This is a genomic window from uncultured Microbacterium sp. (assembly GCF_963521695.1).
Lineage (GTDB): Bacteria > Actinomycetota > Actinomycetes > Actinomycetales > Microbacteriaceae > Microbacterium.
Genome location: NZ_CAUQWC010000049.1, coordinates 1 through 17,451, shown reverse-complemented (window position 1 = coordinate 17,451; position 17,451 = coordinate 1). Strand labels below are relative to the sequence as shown.

At 70.4% G+C, this 17,451-nt stretch carries 18 protein-coding genes; 8 read left to right on the top strand and 10 right to left on the bottom strand.

What is annotated here, in order from left to right:
- The 3 genes from RWP81_RS05750 to RWP81_RS05740 all read left to right on the top strand — a co-directional run.
- Positions 1–908: SMC family ATPase (locus RWP81_RS05750; RefSeq protein ID WP_314453384.1), on the top strand; the 908-nt coding region annotated here is incomplete at its 5' end.
- 33 nt (positions 909–941) lie between these two features.
- Positions 942–1,124 (top strand): hypothetical protein, encoded by a 183-nt coding sequence (locus RWP81_RS05745; RefSeq protein ID WP_314453381.1) that lies wholly within the window; start codon positions 942–944, stop codon positions 1,122–1,124.
- Between the two features lie 95 nt (positions 1,125–1,219).
- Positions 1,220–2,722, top strand: coding sequence for an MFS transporter (locus RWP81_RS05740; protein WP_055955678.1), 1,503 nt, complete (start codon positions 1,220–1,222; stop codon positions 2,720–2,722).
- 81 nt (positions 2,723–2,803) lie between these two features.
- Here the strand turns inward: RWP81_RS05740 and RWP81_RS05735 are convergent, their stop codons facing one another.
- From RWP81_RS05735 to RWP81_RS05720, 4 genes are all read right to left on the bottom strand, one after another.
- Positions 2,804–3,361 (bottom strand): nucleoside phosphorylase, encoded by a 558-nt coding sequence (locus RWP81_RS05735; protein ID WP_314453377.1) that lies wholly within the window; start codon positions 3,359–3,361, stop codon positions 2,804–2,806.
- A 90-nt stretch (positions 3,362–3,451) separates the two neighbouring features.
- Entirely contained in the window at positions 3,452–4,396 is a 945-nt protein-coding gene (locus RWP81_RS05730) for an aldo/keto reductase (RefSeq protein ID WP_314453375.1), read from the bottom strand.
- 76 nt (positions 4,397–4,472) lie between these two features.
- Complete coding sequence (locus RWP81_RS05725) at positions 4,473–4,607, bottom strand: hypothetical protein (RefSeq protein WP_314453372.1); 135 nt, start codon at positions 4,605–4,607, stop codon at positions 4,473–4,475.
- Positions 4,604–4,801 (bottom strand): hypothetical protein, encoded by a 198-nt coding sequence (locus RWP81_RS05720; RefSeq protein WP_314453369.1) that lies wholly within the window; start codon positions 4,799–4,801, stop codon positions 4,604–4,606. Before RWP81_RS05720 ends, RWP81_RS05725 begins: the two co-directional genes overlap by 4 nt.
- Positions 4,802–4,926: 125 nt before the next feature.
- Between RWP81_RS05720 and RWP81_RS05715 the strand changes: the two genes are divergently transcribed.
- Entirely contained in the window at positions 4,927–5,424 is a 498-nt protein-coding gene (locus tag RWP81_RS05715) for a DUF427 domain-containing protein (RefSeq protein WP_314453366.1), read from the top strand.
- Between the two features lie 30 nt (positions 5,425–5,454).
- Here the strand turns inward: RWP81_RS05715 and RWP81_RS05710 are convergent, their stop codons facing one another.
- A complete protein-coding gene (locus RWP81_RS05710; protein WP_314453362.1) occupies positions 5,455–7,512 on the bottom strand; it encodes an NAD(+) synthase in 2,058 nt (685 codons plus the stop codon).
- Between the two features lie 107 nt (positions 7,513–7,619).
- Here RWP81_RS05710 and RWP81_RS05705 point away from each other — a divergent pair, with 107 nt between their 5' ends.
- Complete coding sequence (locus RWP81_RS05705; RefSeq protein ID WP_314453359.1) at positions 7,620–11,207, top strand: TM0106 family RecB-like putative nuclease; 3,588 nt, start codon at positions 7,620–7,622, stop codon at positions 11,205–11,207.
- A gap of 111 nt (positions 11,208–11,318) precedes the next feature.
- Here RWP81_RS05705 and upp read toward each other — a convergent pair whose 3' ends face one another.
- Positions 11,319–11,951, bottom strand: coding sequence for a uracil phosphoribosyltransferase (gene upp, locus RWP81_RS05700; protein ID WP_314453357.1), 633 nt, complete (start codon positions 11,949–11,951; stop codon positions 11,319–11,321).
- A gap of 85 nt (positions 11,952–12,036) precedes the next feature.
- Here upp and tadA point away from each other — a divergent pair, with 85 nt between their 5' ends.
- Positions 12,037–12,468: a tRNA adenosine(34) deaminase TadA gene (gene tadA / locus RWP81_RS05695; RefSeq protein ID WP_314453387.1), complete on the top strand. Its 432-nt coding sequence runs from the start codon at positions 12,037–12,039 to the stop codon at positions 12,466–12,468.
- A 282-nt stretch (positions 12,469–12,750) separates the two neighbouring features.
- Here the strand turns inward: tadA and RWP81_RS05690 are convergent, their stop codons facing one another.
- Both RWP81_RS05690 and RWP81_RS05685 read right to left on the bottom strand, forming a co-directional pair.
- Complete coding sequence (locus RWP81_RS05690; protein ID WP_314453354.1) at positions 12,751–13,680, bottom strand: LLM class F420-dependent oxidoreductase; 930 nt, start codon at positions 13,678–13,680, stop codon at positions 12,751–12,753.
- 33 nt (positions 13,681–13,713) lie between these two features.
- Entirely contained in the window at positions 13,714–14,826 is a 1,113-nt protein-coding gene (locus tag RWP81_RS05685) for an alpha/beta hydrolase (protein ID WP_314453351.1), read from the bottom strand.
- A gap of 216 nt (positions 14,827–15,042) precedes the next feature.
- On the opposite strand from RWP81_RS05685, the gene proC reads away from it, so the two are divergent.
- The gene (proC, locus tag RWP81_RS05680; RefSeq protein WP_314453348.1) at positions 15,043–15,888 is read left to right on the top strand and encodes a pyrroline-5-carboxylate reductase; all 846 of its coding nucleotides are present in this window, start codon (positions 15,043–15,045) and stop codon (positions 15,886–15,888) included.
- Between the two features lie 3 nt (positions 15,889–15,891).
- Positions 15,892–16,179 carry a DUF1905 domain-containing protein gene (locus tag RWP81_RS05675; RefSeq protein ID WP_314453345.1) on the top strand — a complete coding sequence of 96 codons (288 nt, stop codon included), beginning with the start codon at positions 15,892–15,894 and terminating at the stop codon, positions 16,177–16,179.
- 176 nt (positions 16,180–16,355) lie between these two features.
- Here the strand turns inward: RWP81_RS05675 and RWP81_RS05670 are convergent, their stop codons facing one another.
- Positions 16,356–17,027, bottom strand: a complete 672-nt coding sequence (locus RWP81_RS05670) for a TrkA family potassium uptake protein (RefSeq protein ID WP_055955708.1) — start codon at positions 17,025–17,027, stop codon at positions 16,356–16,358.
- Positions 17,020–17,451, bottom strand: a 432-nt coding sequence (locus tag RWP81_RS05665) for a potassium transporter TrkG (RefSeq protein WP_314453341.1), incomplete at its 5' end; no start/stop codon positions are given. The genes RWP81_RS05665 and RWP81_RS05670, both read right to left, overlap by 8 nt.

Genomic DNA, 17,451 nt, shown 5'->3' with positions numbered 1-17,451 from the left:
TCGCCGCCCTCGTCGCCGACAGTCCCTTCGCCGAGGTGGCGTCGGTCACCGCCGCGCTGCGATCGGCCGCGCACCGTCGGAGCCTCGACACTGCCGCAGCCGAGTATGACGCGGCGCTCGCAGCGACCAGGCAGCGACTGTTCGATCTCGAACTGATGCTCGTCGATGCCGGAGACGAACCGATTGACCTCTCGCCCTTCGTCGCCGAGGTGGCGTCGGCTCGCGACGCCGTGCAGCTGATCGCCGCCGCCGGCGCCGGCGCCCGCGCGCTCGCTGAACGGCTGCGATCCCTCGCCCAGCGTGCCGACGCCGGCCACGCCGCGGTCGCGAGCCTGGCAGACGAGTACGCCGTCGTCGCGCGCCTGGCAGACACGGTCGCCGGGCGGGCGCCCAACACGCGTCGCATGACGCTCGAGACGTTCGTGCTCGCGGCGGAGCTCGAAGAGATCGTGACCGCGGCCAATCTGCGCCTCGAGCACATGTCGGCCGGACGCTACCGCCTTCAGCACACCGACGCGCTCGCCGCCCGGGGAGCCTCCAGCGGCCTCGGCCTCGAGATCATGGACGCCTTCACCGGTCAGTGCCGTCCACCGCAGTCGCTGTCCGGCGGCGAGACCTTCCTCACATCCCTCGCTCTCGCCCTCGGGCTCGCCGAGGTCGTCACCGCCCGTGCCGGCGGACTTCGACTCGACACGCTGTTCATCGACGAGGGTTTCGGTTCGCTCGACGACGACACCCTCGACCTCGCCATGCGCACGCTCGACGAGTTGCGACAGGGCGGCCGCACGGTGGGCGTCATCAGCCACGTGGCCTCGATGAGAGACCAGCTGCCGGCGCAGTTGCACGTGACCGCGACTCCCCGGGGTCCGAGCGTGATCCGTCACGACGTCGTACTCGCCCGCGGCTGACGCTCGGCGGGGCATCGCGTTTAGGCTTGTCGCATGCGTAAGAGCACACTGTGGACCATCGTCGGCGTCGTCGTCGCCGTGATCATCGCCTGGGTGCTGGTGAACATCCTGTTCTCGCTGATCGCTTTCGCCTTCCGGTTGATCGCGGTGGCCACCGTGGCGCTGATCGTCTTCTTCGTGCTGCGTGCGGTGTTCGCCCGCCGTGAGGTGGACTGACCGGGGACGACACCCCACGGGACGCGACACGGAGTCGACGGGCCCGAGCGCAAGCCCGGGGGTGATGTCGGAGGCCCGGAGTAGCGTCCCTCACGATGTCTGATCAGGCCCCCACCTCCTCGAAACCATCCGCGCCCATCACCCGCGACATCGATTTGTCGCCGCGGCACCGGTGGCGGGCGTACTGGGTGGCGGTCGCGGTGGCGGCGCTGACCATCCTCGACCTGACGAAGGTCAACGTCGCGCTGCCCTCGATCGAGGCGGCGTTGAACGCCGGGCCGACAGAGCTGCAGCTCGTCGTCTCGGGCTACATCCTGACGTTCGGCCTGGTGCTCGTGCCGGCCGGGCGCCTGGGAGACCTCCGGTCGCGCCGCGTGCTGTTCCTCGTCGGCCTCTCGCTGTTCCTGGTCACGAGCTTGGCGTGCGCCCTCGCACCGAACACCACCGTGCTGCTGGTCGCTCGCCTTCTGCAGGGCGTGGCGGCCGGCATCCAGATGCCTCAGGTGCTGGGGTTGGTCCAGCAGTTGTTCCAGGGAAAGGAACGCGGGCGTGCCTTCGGTCTCTTCGGCGCGACGATCGGTATCGCCACGGCGTTCGGACCCACCCTCGGTGGACTCCTCATCGCCCTGGGAGGAGAAACCGACGGGTGGCGTCTGATCTTCTGGATCAACATCCCCCTCGTCGCCATCGTCATCGTTCTGGCCGCCTGGCTCCTCCCCGACACCCGCACGAAGTCGCATCGCCGCCTCGATCTCGATCCCGTGGGCATCGTGCTGTTCGCGGCGACGATCCTCGCGCTGATGTGGCCGTTCCTGTTCACCACCGGCAGCCCCGGTGACAATCCGAACCGCTGGTGGTTGCTGGTGGCGTCCGTGGTCTTCGCGGCGGCCTTCGTGTTCTGGGAGCGTCGCTACGCGGAGCGCGGCCGGATGCCGCTCATGCCGTTCTCGATCTTCTCGTTGGCGTCGTATCGCAACGGCGTCCTCATCTCGACGGCCTACTTCTCCGCGATACCGGCGATGTTCCTGTTGGGAACGCTGTTCCTCCAGGGCGGGCTCGGTCTCGAACCGGTCTTCGCCGGCATGGTCACGATCGGATTCGCGGTCGCCTCGGCGTGGAGCTCGTGGATCGGCGGCAACCTCGTCACTCGTCTCGGCCGCCCGCTCGTGGTGTGGGGGATCCTCGGCATGGTCGCCACGGCCGGGGGCCTCGTCCTCGTGGCATTGTTCACGGCTCCCGAATGGACCCCGTGGGCCATGGCCGCCGTGATGACGTTCGGCGGGTTCGCGGGAGGTCTCGTCATCTCCCCGAACCAGACCCTCACGCTCGCCGACATCCCGGTGCGCAGCGGCGGCGTCGCCGGCTCCGTCGGTCAGCTCGGCCAGCGCATCGGCACCGCCGTCGGCACGGCGATCGCGCTGGCGCTGTTCTACGCCACGGTCTACCGCGAGCAGGACACCGTGGATGACACCGTGGTGCTCTATCACGACGCCTACGCGTCGGGCATGATCACCGTCGGCGTCTTCCTGGGCCTCGCGCTCATCGTGGGCGTGGCCGACCTGGCCAAGCGCGCGAAGACGGGATCGCAGACTCCCTGACCGCGAGCGGAACAGCGGTGGTCGGCGCGACCCTCTCAGGGTCGTGGTCGATCGGGGTCGGGTGCGGCGGTGAGCCCGCCGTCAGACGCCGTAGCGGGTGCGCAGTTCGTCGCGCAGTTGGTGACTGCAGCGCTTGACCACGACGTCCCACAGCTCGGTGGCGCCGTCCTGGGCGCGATCCGAGACGGCGCGCAGGACGCGGATGGGCACGCCGAACTGCTGCGCGACCCAGATGAGCGCGTACGACTCCATGTCGACGAGGCGGGCTCCGAGCCCGCGGATGAGGGCGACGGTCTCGGCGTCGTCGACGAAGTGGTCGCCGGTGGCGATGATGAGGCCGTCGTGACCGGTGTCGACGCGCGGCGGCAGTGAGACGTGCTCACCGAATGTGCCGTCGAGCCCCTTCACGTCGTGCTGGATGGCGGCGGCGATGTCGTAGATGCCACCCTCGACAGCGTCGTCGATCGCGCCGGCAGTGCCGACGACGACGATCTCGTCGTACTCGCCCTGGCACAGGGCGCGGGTGAGGGCGGAGGCCGCAGGGATCTTGCCCACCCCGGTGAGCAGGACGTCGAAACCGGGGATGTCCGCCTCGAAGGCGGTGAGTTCGGACGCGTGGGCGGCGACGAGGAGCTTCACCCCTCCATTCTCGCCTGCCGTCACCGGTCGTGCGCACCGTGCCGACCAGACCGCAGGATCGGACCCCGGAGCGGGGTCCGATCCGCATCGTCATGCCTGGGCCGGCTCCGACGCCTGCGACAGTCGGGCGACCTCGTCCGGCGTCAGCTGCAGGGACGCGCCGGCCAGCAGATCGGCGACCTGCTCGACTTTCGACGCGCTCGCGATGGGTGCGGCCACGGTCGGCTGGGTGCGCAGCCACGCCAGCGCGGTCGTGGCGATGGACGCGTCGTGCGCGGCGCCGACGTCTTCGAGCGCATCGATCAGGGCGAGGCCCGCGGGCGTGGCGAGCTTCGCAGCGCCCCCGGCTCGCGGTGAGTCACCCGCGGCATCCGACGAACGGTACTTGCCGGTGAGGAACCCGCTCGCCAACGCGTAGTAGGGCACGAGCGACATGTCGTACTGCTGGGCGACGGGCACGATGTCCCGCTCGATCTCGGTGCGATGCACGAGGTTGTAATGGGGCTGCACGGCGACGGGAAGATCGGCACCCGCGGCCTCCGCCAGCGACACCCATTCGCGGATGCGCTCGGCGGTGTAGTTCGAGACGCCCACGTATCGCACGAGGCCGTCACGGACCAGACCGGCGAAGGCGGCGACGGTCTCTTCGAGAGGAGTGTCGGCGTCGTCGAAGTGGGCATAGTAGAGGTCGATCGTCTCGACGCCGAGACGCTTCAACGACGCTTCGGCGGCGGCCCGCACGTTCGCTGCGGACAGGCCGCGGAAGTCGGGATGCGTGCTCACCTTCGTCGCGACGACGACGTCGGAAGGCTTTCGCGCAGCGAGCCACTCGCCGATCAGGGTCTCGCTCTCGCCGCCCGAGTTGCCGGGGACCCAGGCGCTGTAGCCGTCGGCGGTGTCGATGAAGTTGCCGCCCCCGTCGCGGAAGGCGTCGAGGACCTCGAACGACGTATCGCGGTCGGCAGTCCAGCCGAAGACGTTGCCGCCGAGCGAGAGGGGGAAGATGTCGAGGTCGCTGCGTCCGATGCGCGTCATGATGTCCTTTCGGAAGGGGGTCATTGACCTTGGAGACAACGACCCTCGCCCGTGGGCATTCCCGTGACGCGCCGGGTCAGCTCCCGCCGGAGAGGATGCCGATGAGTCCGCTGACCAGGAGCCAGAGACCGATTCCGGCGCCCGCGATCCAGATGACGACCGTGCCGGGCGGATACTTCTTCTTGCCGCCGTCTTCGCCCGGCCCGCTCACGTGCGCACCATCATCACGATCGAGACGATCAGCACGGCGAGACCTCCGACGACGGCTATGGCGGCGATGATGGGGCCGCCGCCGGTGAGGAAGGCAGCGACACCGAGGGCCAGGAACAACACGGCCACCACGATCCCGATGATCTGATAGACGCGGTACCGACGACTGTCCGTCGTCATTCTCTGCTCGCTCACGCTGCCCCCTTCCGCCCCAGGTTATCGAAAACGCGCGAGGCCCCCGTGCCGTCATCCCCAGGCGGTCCGCTTGTCACGACGAAGCGGACGACCCCCTCGGCCTCTACCCGGCGTAGCGTGGGTACATGGCGCGCCCCGTTCCCGACCCCGTTCGTCCCGGCCAGGAATCGGTGTGGGACTACCCCCGCCCTCCGCGCGTGGAGCGCGAGAGACGGCGCGTGCAGATCGACTTCGGCGGCACGCGCATCGTCGACACCGACGACGTCGTCCGCGTGCTCGAGACGAGTCACCCACCGGTCTACTACGTGCCGATCGCCGCTTTCACCGTCGCGTTGACGCTCGGTCAGGGCGCGTCGTTCTGCGAGTTCAAGGGGGCGGCCCGGTACTTCGACGTGCACGGCGGCGGGGGAGCGGTGGCCGAGCGGGCGGCGTGGAACTACCCCCGCCCCATGCCCGGGTACGAGGTGCTGCACGACCGCGTCGCCGTGTATGCGGGCCCCATGGATGCGGTCGTCCTCGGGGGAGAGACCGTCGAGCCCCAACCCGGCGGCTTCTACGGCGGATGGGTCACGGGCGATCTCGCGGGTCCTTTCAAGGGCGTGCCCGGCTCGATGGGGTGGTAGGGGCGGCGAACCCCGACCCGTCGCGCAGGCTCACTCCGCGAAAGCCTCCGGCACGGCCGCGTGAAGGTCGGCGAGCCACGCTCGCGCATTGCCGTCGGACGGCGCGCGCCAGTCCCCGCGCGGTGACAGTGACCCCGCGGGCGATACTTTCGGTCCGTTGGGAATGGCCGTGCGCTTGAACTGCGCGAAACCGAAGAAGCGCTGCAGGAACACCTCCAGCCACTTGGCCACCGTGACGAGGTCGTACGACGGTCGTTCACCCTCGGGGTAACCCGGCGGCCAGGTCCCGGCATCCGGATCCGCCCAGGCGTGGGCGGCGAGAAAGGCGATCTTCGAAGGACGGAAACCGAAGCGCAGCACGTGGTAGAGCGTGAAATCGTGCAGGTTGTAGGGTCCGATGCGGTCCTCCGTCGACTGCATGCGTCCGTCTTGACCGGCGGGCACCAGCTCGGGGCTGATCTCGGTGTCGAGCACGGCCTGCAGCACCTCGACGGTGGCTGCACTCAGCTCGCCCGCGGAGATGACCCACCGGATGACGTGCTGGATGAGGGTCTTGGGCACGCCCGGATTCACCGAGTAGTGGCTCATCTGATCGCCCACGCCGTAGGTCGACCAGCCGAGGGCGATCTCGGACAGGTCGCCCGTGCCGACGACGATGCCGCCGTTCTTGTTGGCGAGACGGAAGAGGTAGTCGGTGCGCAGGCCCGCCTGCACGTTCTCGAACGTGACGTCGTGCACCGGCTGGCCCGAGGCGAAGGGGTGCCCCATGCGCGCGAGCATCTCGGATGCCGCCGGGCGGATGTCGATCTCCTCGATCGAGGCCCCGACGGCCTCGGCGAGGGCGATCGCGTTGCGCTTGGTCTTCTCGCTCGTCGCGAAGCCGGGGAGCGTGTAAGTGAGGATGTCGCTGCGGGGGCGCCCCATGCGGTCCATGGCCTGCGCGATCACCAGAAGTGCGTGGGTGGAGTCGAGGCCGCCGCTGACGCCGAGGACGGGCTTCGGATCGCCGATGGCCCGGAGCCGCTGCACGAGGCCCGACACCTGGATGTTGAACGCCTCGTAGCAGTCCTGCGCGAGCCGAGTGGGGTCGTCGGGGACGAAGGGGAAGCGGTCGAGCGTCCGGCGCAGACCGATGTCGCCCGCGGGGGGCGTGAGCTCGAACGGCACCGTGCGGAACACGGGTGCCATCGTGCGGCGGTTGTCGTCGAACGTGCCCTGGCGGATGCGGTCCTGCCGGAGGCGATCGAGGTCGACGTCGGCGACGCTCCGGCGCGGACCGTCGGGGAACCGCTCGGTCGTGGCGAGCAGCTGGCCGCCCTCGTGGATCATGGTCTGGCCGTCCCACGAGACGTCGTTGGTCGATTCGCCCTGACCGGCGGCGGCGTACACGTACGCGGCCAGGCAGCGCAGGGACTGCGACTGCGAGAGCAGGGTGCGGTCGTCGGCACGACCGATCGTGATGGGACTGCCCGACAGGTTCGCGAGCACCGTCGCGCCCGCGAGGGCGGCGCCGGAAGAGGGCGGGATCGGCACCCAGACGTCTTCGCACACCTCTGCGTGCAGGGTGAGCCCCGGTACGTCGACGGCGTCGAAGAGCAGATCGGGTCCGAACGGCACCGTCTGGCCGGCGACGAGGATGTGCTGCCCCGCCTGATCGTCGCCGCGGGCGTACCAGCGCTGCTCGTAGAACTCGCGGTAGGTCGGGAGATACGCCTTGGGCACGACGCCGAGGACGCGACCGCGGTGGATGACCACGGCGCAGTTGAACAGCCTGTTGCCGTGTCGCAGCGGCGCGCCCACCAGCAGCACAGGAAGCAGATCCGCGGATGCCACGACCAGACGCGACAGGGACGCCTCGACGGCGTCGAGCAGCGGATCCTGCATGACGAGGTCATCGATCGCGTACCCGGAGAGGCAGAGCTCGGGGAACACCGCGACCGCGACGCCCTCGGCGTCGCACGCGCGGGCGGAATCGAGCACGGCGTCGGCGTTGGTGGCGGGGTCGGCGACCGCGACGGGGATCGTGCACGCGGCCACGCGCGCGAACCCGTGCCGGTAGACGCTCTCGAACGGCAGGTCGGTGATCACCTCCCCAGTCTGGCAGGCCCCTTCGACACCGCGGCAGCGGGATCGCTCAGGCGGGGTCTGTGGATGCCCGGCGGGCGATGTCGGGGGTCGCGGTTAGCGTGGAGGTCATGCGGTACATCGAGCGCGACGCGCGCATCGTCTGGAGCGCCAGCGACCTCAAGGCTGCGGCCGAGTGCGAATTTGCGTGGCTGCGCGCGATCGACGCCAAGCTCGGGCGCATCGCCGCCGTCGACGACCCGGTGGATGCCACGCTCGAACGCGCCGCGCGCCTGGGCACCGCGCACGAACTGCGCGTGCTCGACGAGTACCGGGCGCGCCTCGGCGCAGCGGTGCACGAGATCCCCGCTGCCCGGTCGTCCGACGCCGACGCCCTCGCCGAGTCCGTGCGCCTCACCGACGCAGCGCTCGCGGACCCCGCGGCCGAGGTCGTCTACCAGGCGGCCTTCGCGACCGACGAGTTCGTCGGCTTCGCCGACTTCCTCGTGCGCGAACCCGAGCCCCGCACCGACGGCACCCGGCCGTGGATCGTGCAAGATACGAAACTCGCGCGTCGCGCCCGCGTCACGGCCCTGATGCAGCTCGCCGCCTACGTCGACCAGCTCGACCGGCTCGACGCACCGCGGTCCGCCGAGGTGCAGCTGCTGCTCGGCGACGGCTCCACGAGCACGCACCGCGTCGACGATCTTCTCCCCGTCTTCCGCCTCCGGCGCGAGCGCCTCCGCGCCCTCATCGCCGATCGCGCGGTGGGCCTCGGCGCCGCGGGACCCGTCATCGGGTGGGGCGATGCGCGCGGTGACCTCGGGGTCGTCGCCTGCGGACGATGCGCGACCTGCGAGATCGAGGTCGTCTCCCACCGTGACCTCCTGCTCGTCGCCGGCATGCGGCCCGTGCAGCGCGATCGCCTGCGGGCCGGCGGCATCCAGACGATCGACGCCCTCGCCGCCGCCACCGAGCCCCCCGCCGCCATGAGCGCCGACACGTTCGCGTCGTTGCGCACGCAGGCGCGGCTCCAGCTCGACAGCCCCGCGGGCGTACCGTCCGAAAACGACCCGACGCACGCGATCCCCACCTTCGAGGTCGTGGCGCCGAAGTCGCTCGGGGTGCTGCCGCGTCCCGACCACGGCGACCTGTTCTTCGACTTCGAGGGCGACCCGCTCTACACAGAGGGCGTCGGCGAGCACTGGGGGATCGACTACCTGTTCGGCTGGGTCGACACGCGCGAGACGTACGGCAGGCTGTGGGCGCACACCTTCGATGAGGAGCGCGCCGCGCTCGAGAGGTTCCTCGACACGGTGACGCTGCGCCGACGGCAGTACCCCGACATGCACATCTACCACTACGCCCCGTACGAGCCGACCCACCTCCTGACGATGGCCGCACGCTACGGCGTGCGTGAGGCCGACGTCGATCGGCTTCTGCGCGACGGCGTCTTCGTCGACCTCTACCCGGTCGTGAGGCGAGCGCTCCGCGTCGGATCACGGTCATATTCGATCAAGAAGCTCGAGCCGCTGTACATGGGCGACGAGGTCCGCACGAGCGACGTCCAGCGCGGCGACGACTCCATCGTGAAGTACGTCGAAGCGCGTGCGCTCGCCGCCGACGGCGACACCGAGGCCGCTCAGACGGTGCTCGACGACCTCGCCGACTACAACCGGTACGACTGCGTCTCCACCCGCCGCCTGCGCGACTGGCTCGTCGATCGCGCGCGGGAGTCCGGTGCCGTGCCCGCACGCAGCGCCGAGCCCGACGAGCAGGCCTACGAGCCGTCTCCCCGGGCGACCGCTCTGCAGCGGTGGGCCGCCGACGCGGCTCGACCCGGTCTCGACACTCCCGATGCCACGGCGCTGCGCCTCGCGGCCGCGGCGATCGACTACTACCCGCGTGAAGAGAAGACCTATTGGGCGACCCACTTCCTTCGGCTGCGGGAGCCCGTTTCGGTGTGGGAAGAGACGCGCGATGTCGTGGTCGTCGACGCTGCCCGGTCCCGGGTCGTGGCCGATTGGCACATCGCCGAGTCGGGCCGCGGATCCGAGCGTCGACTCGTCGAGCTGCGCGGAGAACCCGCCCCCGGCACTCGTCTGAGTGTGGATGCCGACCCTTTCGCGGTCTACGACCTGCCCGCCCCGTTCCCGATCGAGACCCGTCCGCGATGGATCCACGGCGCGCGTCGCGTGACAGTGCGCGAGGTGCTCGACGACGGCGCGATCATCGAAGAGATCGCGGCCGACGGTGTCACGTGGGACGAACTGCCGCTGGCCCTGACTCCCGCGGCACCCCCGCGCGCGGGCAACCAGCAGAAGGCGATCGACGCGTGGGCCGACGCGGTGCTGACCGCTGCGCCGACGATCCCGCACGGACCCGCCGCCGACATCCTGCGCCGCATCCCCCCGCGCACCCTCTCCGGCGCCCTCGCACCGGTGGCCGCCCTCGTGGTCGACGGCGTGGCCGACACCGCCCTGAGCGTCGCCTCGGGCGACGACGAAGTCACCGCGATCGCCCGCAGCGTGGCCGATCTCGACCACAGTTATCTGGCCGTTCAGGGTCCTCCCGGAACCGGCAAGACCTACGTCGGCTCGCACGTCATCGCCCGGCTCGTCGCCGAGCGCGGCTACCGGATCGGCGTCGTCGCCCAGTCGCACGCGACCATCGAGCACATGCTCGATCAGATCATCGCGGCGGGGGTCCCGGCATCCCGTGTCGGCAAGGCCCCCAAAGACCCGAGCCTCGCGCACGCGTTCACCGTGCTCCCCAAGAACGGCGTCGCCGCCTTCACCGCAGAGAACGCCGTGGGCGGGTTCGTCGTGGGCGGCACCGCGTGGGACTTCAGCCACGAGGCGCGCATCCCCCGGGGGAGCCTCGACCTCCTCGTCATCGACGAGGCGGGGCAGTTCTCCCTGGCGTCCACCATCGCCGTCTCCCTCGCGGCTCAGCGCCTGCTGCTCCTGGGCGATCCGCAGCAGCTCCCGCAGGTGAGCCAGGGCACGCACCCCGAACCGGTCGACACCTCGGCGTTGGGGTGGATCATCGACGGCGCAGAGGTGGTCCCGCCTGAGCTGGGCTACTTCCTCGCTCGCACCCGCCGCATGCACCCCGCCGTCGCGGGGCCTGTGTCGCAGCTGTCGTACGAGGGGCGTCTCGCCGCCCACCCGTCGACCGCTCTCCGGCGGCTCGACGGCATCGAACCCGGCGTCCACGTCGTTCCGGTGCGTCACACGGGCAACTCCACCAGCTCTGTCGAGGAGGCCGCCGAGGTGGCGGGCCTGGTCGCCCAGCTGGTGGGGCGTGAGTGGATCGGCGCCGAGGGGGGAGCGGGCGACAGTGCGACCGTTCGGCCGCCCCGCGCCCTTCGCCCCGAAGACGTGATCGTCATCACGCCGTACAACGCGCAGCAGGTGGCCGTGGAAGAGGCCCTCGCCGCCCAGGGCTTCGCCGACGTGCCCGTGGGCACCGTCGATCGATTCCAGGGCAAGGAGGCCGTGGTGGCGATCCTCACTCTGGCCGCGTCCTCTGGACGCGAGGCGCCGCGCGGGCTGGAGTTCCTCTTGCTGCGCAACCGCATCAACGTCGCGATCTCACGCGCGATGCAGGCGGCGTACGTCGTGTACTCCCCCGCGCTGCTCGACGACCTGCCGCGCACACCCGAGGGCGTGGCCCGGTTGAGCGCCTTCGCGCGTCTCGTCGCCGGAGCCGACTGACCTCTCGTCTGCGCGTCGGGCGCTGCCGGGCGGGCGACGCCGGGGTGTCGGCGCTGCCGGGTGGACGACGCCGGGGTGTCGGGGCGCTATCGGGCGGGCGACGCCGGGGTGTCAGGCGGTGCCGTACAGGCGGTCGCCGGCGTCACCGAGACCGGGCACGATGTAGCCCTTCTCGTTCAGACGCTCATCGACGGCGCCGAGCACGAGCGTGACGTCATGGCCCTCGACCTGCTTCTCGATCGCGGCGACGCCCTCGGGGGCGCCCAGCAGGCAGATCGCCGTGACGTCCTGCGCCCCACGGGCGAAGAGGAATTTGATGGCCGCGCCGAGCGAGCCTCCGGTCGCCAGCATCGGGTCGAGCACGAAGCACTGGCGGTCGCTGAGATCGTCGGGAAGGCGCTCGGCATAGGTCGTGGGCTCGAACGTCTGCTCGTCGCGCACCATGCCGAGAAAACCGACCTCGGCGGTCGGGAGGAGCTTCACCATGCCCTCGAGCATGCCGAGACCGGCGCGCAGGATGGGCACGACGATCGGACGGGGCTCGCTGATCTTCACGCCCTCGGTGGTGGTCACCGGGGTCTGGATCTCGATCGGCTCGACGCGCACATTTCGGGTCGCTTCGTACGCGAGCAGCGTCACGAGCTCCTCGGTGAGCTGGCGGAACACCGGCGACGACGTCTGCACGTCGCGCAGCACCGTCAGCTTGTGGGTGACGAGAGGGTGGTCGGCGACGTGGACACGCATAGGCTCAAGGCTAACGGCTTCCCCCGTGCGACCCCGTCCCTTTTTCCGGAGCCCCGTGACCCCCACCGCCCGCGACCTCGCCGCGATGCACCGGGCGCTCGCGCTCGCCGCGGCGGCGGCGTCCGAAAGTGACGTCCCCGTGGGCGCCGTCGTCTTGGATGCCGACGGGTCGATCGTGGGGGAGGGACGAAACCTCCGCGAACGCACGAACGACCCCACCGCGCACGCTGAGGTCGTGGCGCTGCGCGAGGCGGCATCTCGGATCGGGTCGTGGCACCTCGCCGACTGCACGCTCGTGGTGACGCTGGAGCCGTGCGTGATGTGCGCCGGCGCGATCCTGCAGGCGCGGGTCGCGCGCGTGGTGTTCGGATCGTGGGATGCCAAGGCCGGTGCCGCCGGATCGATGTACGACGTCCTGCGCGACCGGCGTCTGCCGCACCGGGTCGAGGTCGTCGGCGGAGTCGAGGAGCAGACGGCCGCCGCTCAGCTGCAGGCGTTCTTCGAACAGCGCCGCTGAGACGGATCGGCGGCATCGCGGGGTCGTCACCGAACGGCACGGATGAGTCGCGCGCACCGGCCCGCGAGGTTACGTCTGCGCCTCCCGCCGGCCGGGCGCCACGAGGAGGCTCGGGCCGACACCGTCCGCCGGGATCAGCGCGGCAGCTTGGCCGCCACCATCCATCGGGCCCAGCGCGGCAGCATCCGCGGCAACCGTCCGCCGGGGCTCAGCGCGGCTATACCGCACGACTCGGGCCGCCGGGCTCAGTGCGGATGCACCGTACGACTAAGCCCCCCTCGCTCAGCGCGGCAGCAGCGGCAGCACCTCGGCGCCGATCTGGTCGGCGTGATCGATGTCGCGCAGGTCGAGGAGTTGGAAGTACACGCGCTCGGCTCCGAGCGCCCGCAGTCGGTGCACCTTCTCGGCGACCTGCTCGGGGGTGCCGATGATGTTCGCGCCGTTGTCGAACTGCCCGCGGGACTGCCCGACCGCTTCGGCCCGGCGCGAGATCTGGGCCTCGTCGCGGCCGACGATCGTGGGCAGTGCGACCGAGAGCTTCAGCGTCTGGGGGTCGCGACCGATGGCCTCGCACGCGGCTCGGACGACGGCGAACTTCTCCGCCACCACGTCTTCGGAGACGAAGCCGATGTTGAACTCGGTCGCGTAGCGCGCGGCGAGAGCGGGGGTTCGCTTCGGGCCGCCGCCACCCACGATCACGGGCACGGGTGACTGCACCGGCTTGGGCAGGGCCGGCGCCTCGTCCAATCGATAGTGCTCACCGTGGAACGAGAAGGTCTCGGCATCCGGAGTCGACCAGAGTCCCGTCACGACCTGCAGCTGCTCGTCGAGCAGATCGAATCTCTTGGCGGGGAACGGGATGCCGTACGCGAGGTGCTCGCGCTCGAACCAGCCGGTGCCGAGTCCGAGTTCGACGCGGCCACCCGACATCGCGTCGACCTGGGCGACCTGGATCGCGAGGATTGCGGGCACGCGGTAGGTCACCGACGACACCAGTGTGCCGAGGCGGATGCGCGATGTCTCCCGAGCGAGACCGGCCAGCGTGGTCCAGGCGTCGGTCGGGCCGGGCAGCGGGTCGCCCTCGCCCATGCGCAGGTAGTGGTCGGAACGGAAGAATCCGTCGAGACCGTGCCGCTCGGCGGACTGCGCGAAAGCGAGCTGGTCGTCGTACGAGAACCCCTGCTGGGGCTCGGTGAACAGGCAATACTCCACGGGGACCTCCGGGGGAAAGGGGACGGCGCCGTGTCAGTCGGCGGAGCGCAGGATGATCGCCTCGGTCGGCGGGGCGGGGTCGGCGGGGCGTCCGACATAGCCGATGTGGGTGAGCAGCGCCCGGCGGAACTGCGCGGGCCGCTCGAGGTGGACCGAGTGTCCGGCGCCGTCGACGGGCACCTCCGTCACCTCGCCGCCCGCGGCCGCGTACGCCGCCAGGACGTCGCGCGTCTGCGACACCATCGGCTGCGCCGGGGCGACATCGGCTCCGGGCCAGCCCGGCACGACACCGAGCGAACCCAGATGATTGAGGTCGGAGAACGACGTGTCGGAGACGATGGCGTCGGCGGTGCCGTAGATCCAGAGGATCGGGGGCTTGGCCGCCAGGTCGACGATCCCGGACACGTCGAAGTACTTCGGGGAAAGGGTGTTGAGCACGCCCGTCGTCCCGGGCGCGAAACCGGGCCAGGTCGACGTCGCGACGGCATCGCCGGGGTAGTTGCCGCCCGCTGTCGAGGTCGACAGCATCGACTCGACCCAGACGTCCTCGTGCTCACTGGTGTACCCCGGTGCGACGTAGGCGGAACGGAAGACCGAGCGCGGAGACGTCGGGGCGTCGGCCGTGGTGTCGTGATCGATGAGGCGTTGCACGAAGTCGTCGTTGGCGGCACCGGCGCCCGTGCCGGCGTCTTCGTCGGAGAGCCGTGAACCGTCGCGGCGGGTACCGCCGAAGCCGTACGGCGACACCGGCGACTGCAGCGTGAGCGAGAGCACTGGGTGGTCCAGTGCGTACTGCAGCACGACGCCGCCGCCCATCGACCAGCCGACGAGGTGCGCCCCGAAGACGCCGAGGGCCTGCAGAGTCTCGTGGAGGTCGTCGCTGAAGTCGCGGACGCCGCGGGTGGCGTCGATCGGCGTGTGCTCGGTGCGGCCGAAGCCGCGCAGATCGACCGCGAGCACGCGCAGCTCGCTCGGCAGGTCTTGCATGATCTCCTGCCAGAACAGCGACGAGGAGACGTTGCCGTGCACGAAGACGATGGTGTGGTCGGCCGCCGTGCCGGGATCGTCGCCGGCGCGTTCGAGAACGTTGACACCGAGCCGGTCCGTCTCGACCAGACGCGCGGTGATGCCGTCGAAGAGTGTCATGGCAGGTCCTCCGTGTCGCTCAACGGTGCTCCCGTACACCGGTTCCGACTCTAACGCTCGCCCCTATTCGTCGCACTCAGGATTGCACCCCTCCGCCGCACCCGCGCTGCGCCCGCGGCAGGGCGCCCCTCCGCCATTCCCGCTCGAGCGCGCGGAGCACATTGCATCGGACGGCGCTTCCGGGCGGATGTCGGGGGCGGTTCGTAGACTGAGGGCATGACGGATGCCACGACCTCGCTGCCCCCGATCGCGATCATCGGTGCGGGCTCGATGGGGGGAGCCATCCTCCGCGGTCTCGTCGCCGCGGGGCTCACCGGTGGCGGGGTCACCGCGACCAACCGCTCGATCGCGAAGGCCGCGGAGCTCGCCGATCTGGAGGGCGTCACGAGCGTCGCCCTCGAGGCGCAGCCGGCCGGAAACGCCCACGCCGCGGCATCCGCCGACATCGTGCTCGTCGGCGTCAAGCCCGCGATGGTGCCCGACCTGCTGACCGAGATCGCCCCGCACCTCCGACCCGGCGCGGTGGTGGTCAGTCTTGCGGCCGGTGTGACGCTCGCGACCTTCGCCCACCACCTCGGCGACGACGTCGCCACGCTGCGGTCGATGCCCAACACCCCGTCGCTCGTCGGCAAAGGCGTCACGGGTCTCGCGGCGGGTCCCGCGGCATCCGACCACGATGTCGCGGTCGTGCGCGCCCTCTTCGAGACGGTGGGGTCGGTCGTCGAGGTGCCCGAGGCGCAGATCGACGCGCTGTCCACCATCTCCGGTTCCGGCCCGGCCTACGTCTTCCTCCTGGTCGAGGAGTTCACCAAGGCCGCCGTGCGCATGGGCTTCGACCACGACCAAGCGCGACTGCTCGCCGAGCAGACCTTCATCGGTGCGACGACCCTGCTGGCCGCCTCCGACGTCGACCCCGCAGAACTCCGCCGTCGCGTCACGAGCCCGAAGGGCACGACCGAGCGCGCGATCGCCGTCCTGCAAGAGGCGCGCCTCGACGACACGTTCACCGTCGCCGCCGAGGCCGCCCTCGCCCGCGCCGAAGAACTGGCCGCCGGACACTGAGCCATGCGTCTGCGGTTCTCCGGCCCGATCTGGTTCTGGCGCGGCCCCGCGCCGTTCCACTTCGTCACCGTTCCCGAGACCGAGGCGGCGATGATCGCCGAGATCGCGCCCGTGGTGACGTACGGCTGGGGCATGATCCCGGCATCCGTCACGATCGGTGCGACGACCGTGACGACCGCGCTCTGGCCCAAAGACGGCGGGTACATCGTGCCGGTCAAGAAGGCGCTGCAGGATGCCGAGGGTCTCGCGCTGGACGACGAGATCGAGGTCGTCCTCGACATCGACGCCTGACGCGGGTCCCGCGCGGGAGACGTTTGCCGCGGCGAGGAACGCCTCGTCGAGACGTTTTATCCCTGCGAAGGTCGTTTCCCGGGCGGAGAATGGCGGCTCGCCGGGTATGGTGCGCCGCGGACGCGCGCCGACCGGTTCGCCGTCGAGAGCGGCCACGCGGGCGAACTGAGACCGGTTCAGCGGTCGAGCGCCGCGAAACGCTCGATGTCGGAGTTCGTGCCCGAGACGATGATGAGATCGTGGTTGGTCACGACGGTGTTGGCTTCGGCGTACCGGAACGGGCGCCCCGGGCTCTTCACGCCCACGACGGTGACGTTGTACTTCGAGCGCACGCCCGACTCGTTCAGTCCCACCCCGCGCACCAGCTTCGGCGGGTACATCTTGGCGAGCACGAAGTCGTCGTCGAAGCGGATGAAGTCCAGCATCCGCCCGCTCACGAGGTGCGCGACGCGCTCGCCGGCCTCGGCCTCGGGGTAGATGACGTGGTTCGCCCCCACGCGGGCGAGGATCTTGCCGTGCGACTGCGAGACCGCCTTTGCCCAGATCTGCGGCACCTTCAGGTCGACGAGGTTCGCCGTGATGAGCACCGACGCCTCGATGAGCGACCCGACGGCCACGACCGCGACCTGGAAGTCCTGCGCGCCGATCTGGCGAAGCGCGTCGATGTTGCGGGCGTCGGCCTGGACGGCGTGGGTGACGCGCTCCGACCACTTCTGCACGAGTTCGAGATTGCCGTCGACGGCGAGCACGTCGCGGTCGAGTCGGTCGAGCTCTCCCGCGCACGCCGCGCCGAATCGGCCGAGACCGATCACCAGGACGGGCGCGTCGCTGCGAATCCGTTCAACCAACGATCGGCCTTTCCACGGGCAGCGCATACAGCTGCGATCGAGAAGCCGCGGCGACCGCCGCGGCGAGAGTCACAGTACCAATGCGCCCCATGAACATCGTCGCCGACATGACGTAGACGGCGGGGTCGGGCAACTCCGCCGTGAGCCCGGTCGAGAGCCCCACCGTCGCGAAGCCCGAGATGACGTCGAACAGCACGTACTCGATGGGGGCGTCGGTGATGCGGCTGATCGTGACCGTCGAGATCGCGACGATCGTGGCGCCCCAGGCGACGACCGAGAGGGCGACCCGCTGGACATCGCTCGGGATGCGACGGCCGAAGGCTTGGACGGACGGACGTCCCTTCGCCTCGGAGAACACTGCCAGGGCCAACACGGCGAGGGTCGTGACCTTGATGCCGCCGGCGGTGGAGGCCGAGCCCCCGCC

What these genes read in the sequence shown, in the direction of transcription:
- RWP81_RS05705 (WP_314453359.1), top strand. Translation starts at nt 7,620, where the DNA reads ATGCGGTACATCGAGCGCGACGCGCGCATCGTCTGGAGCGCCAGCGAC.
- RWP81_RS05715 (WP_314453366.1), top strand. Translation starts at nt 4,927, where the DNA reads ATGGCGCGCCCCGTTCCCGACCCCGTTCGTCCCGGCCAGGAATCGGTG.
- RWP81_RS05745 (WP_314453381.1), top strand. Translation starts at nt 942, where the DNA reads ATGCGTAAGAGCACACTGTGGACCATCGTCGGCGTCGTCGTCGCCGTG.
- RWP81_RS05740 (WP_055955678.1), top strand. Translation starts at nt 1,220, where the DNA reads ATGTCTGATCAGGCCCCCACCTCCTCGAAACCATCCGCGCCCATCACC.
- tadA (WP_314453387.1), top strand. Translation starts at nt 12,037, where the DNA reads ATGCACCGGGCGCTCGCGCTCGCCGCGGCGGCGGCGTCCGAAAGTGAC.
- upp (WP_314453357.1), bottom strand. Translation starts at nt 11,951, where the DNA reads ATGCGTGTCCACGTCGCCGACCACCCTCTCGTCACCCACAAGCTGACG.
- RWP81_RS05675 (WP_314453345.1), top strand. Translation starts at nt 15,892, where the DNA reads ATGCGTCTGCGGTTCTCCGGCCCGATCTGGTTCTGGCGCGGCCCCGCG.
- RWP81_RS05730 (WP_314453375.1), bottom strand. Translation starts at nt 4,396, where the DNA reads ATGACGCGCATCGGACGCAGCGACCTCGACATCTTCCCCCTCTCGCTC.
- RWP81_RS05685 (WP_314453351.1), bottom strand. Translation starts at nt 14,826, where the DNA reads ATGACACTCTTCGACGGCATCACCGCGCGTCTGGTCGAGACGGACCGG.
- proC (WP_314453348.1), top strand. Translation starts at nt 15,043, where the DNA reads ATGACGGATGCCACGACCTCGCTGCCCCCGATCGCGATCATCGGTGCG.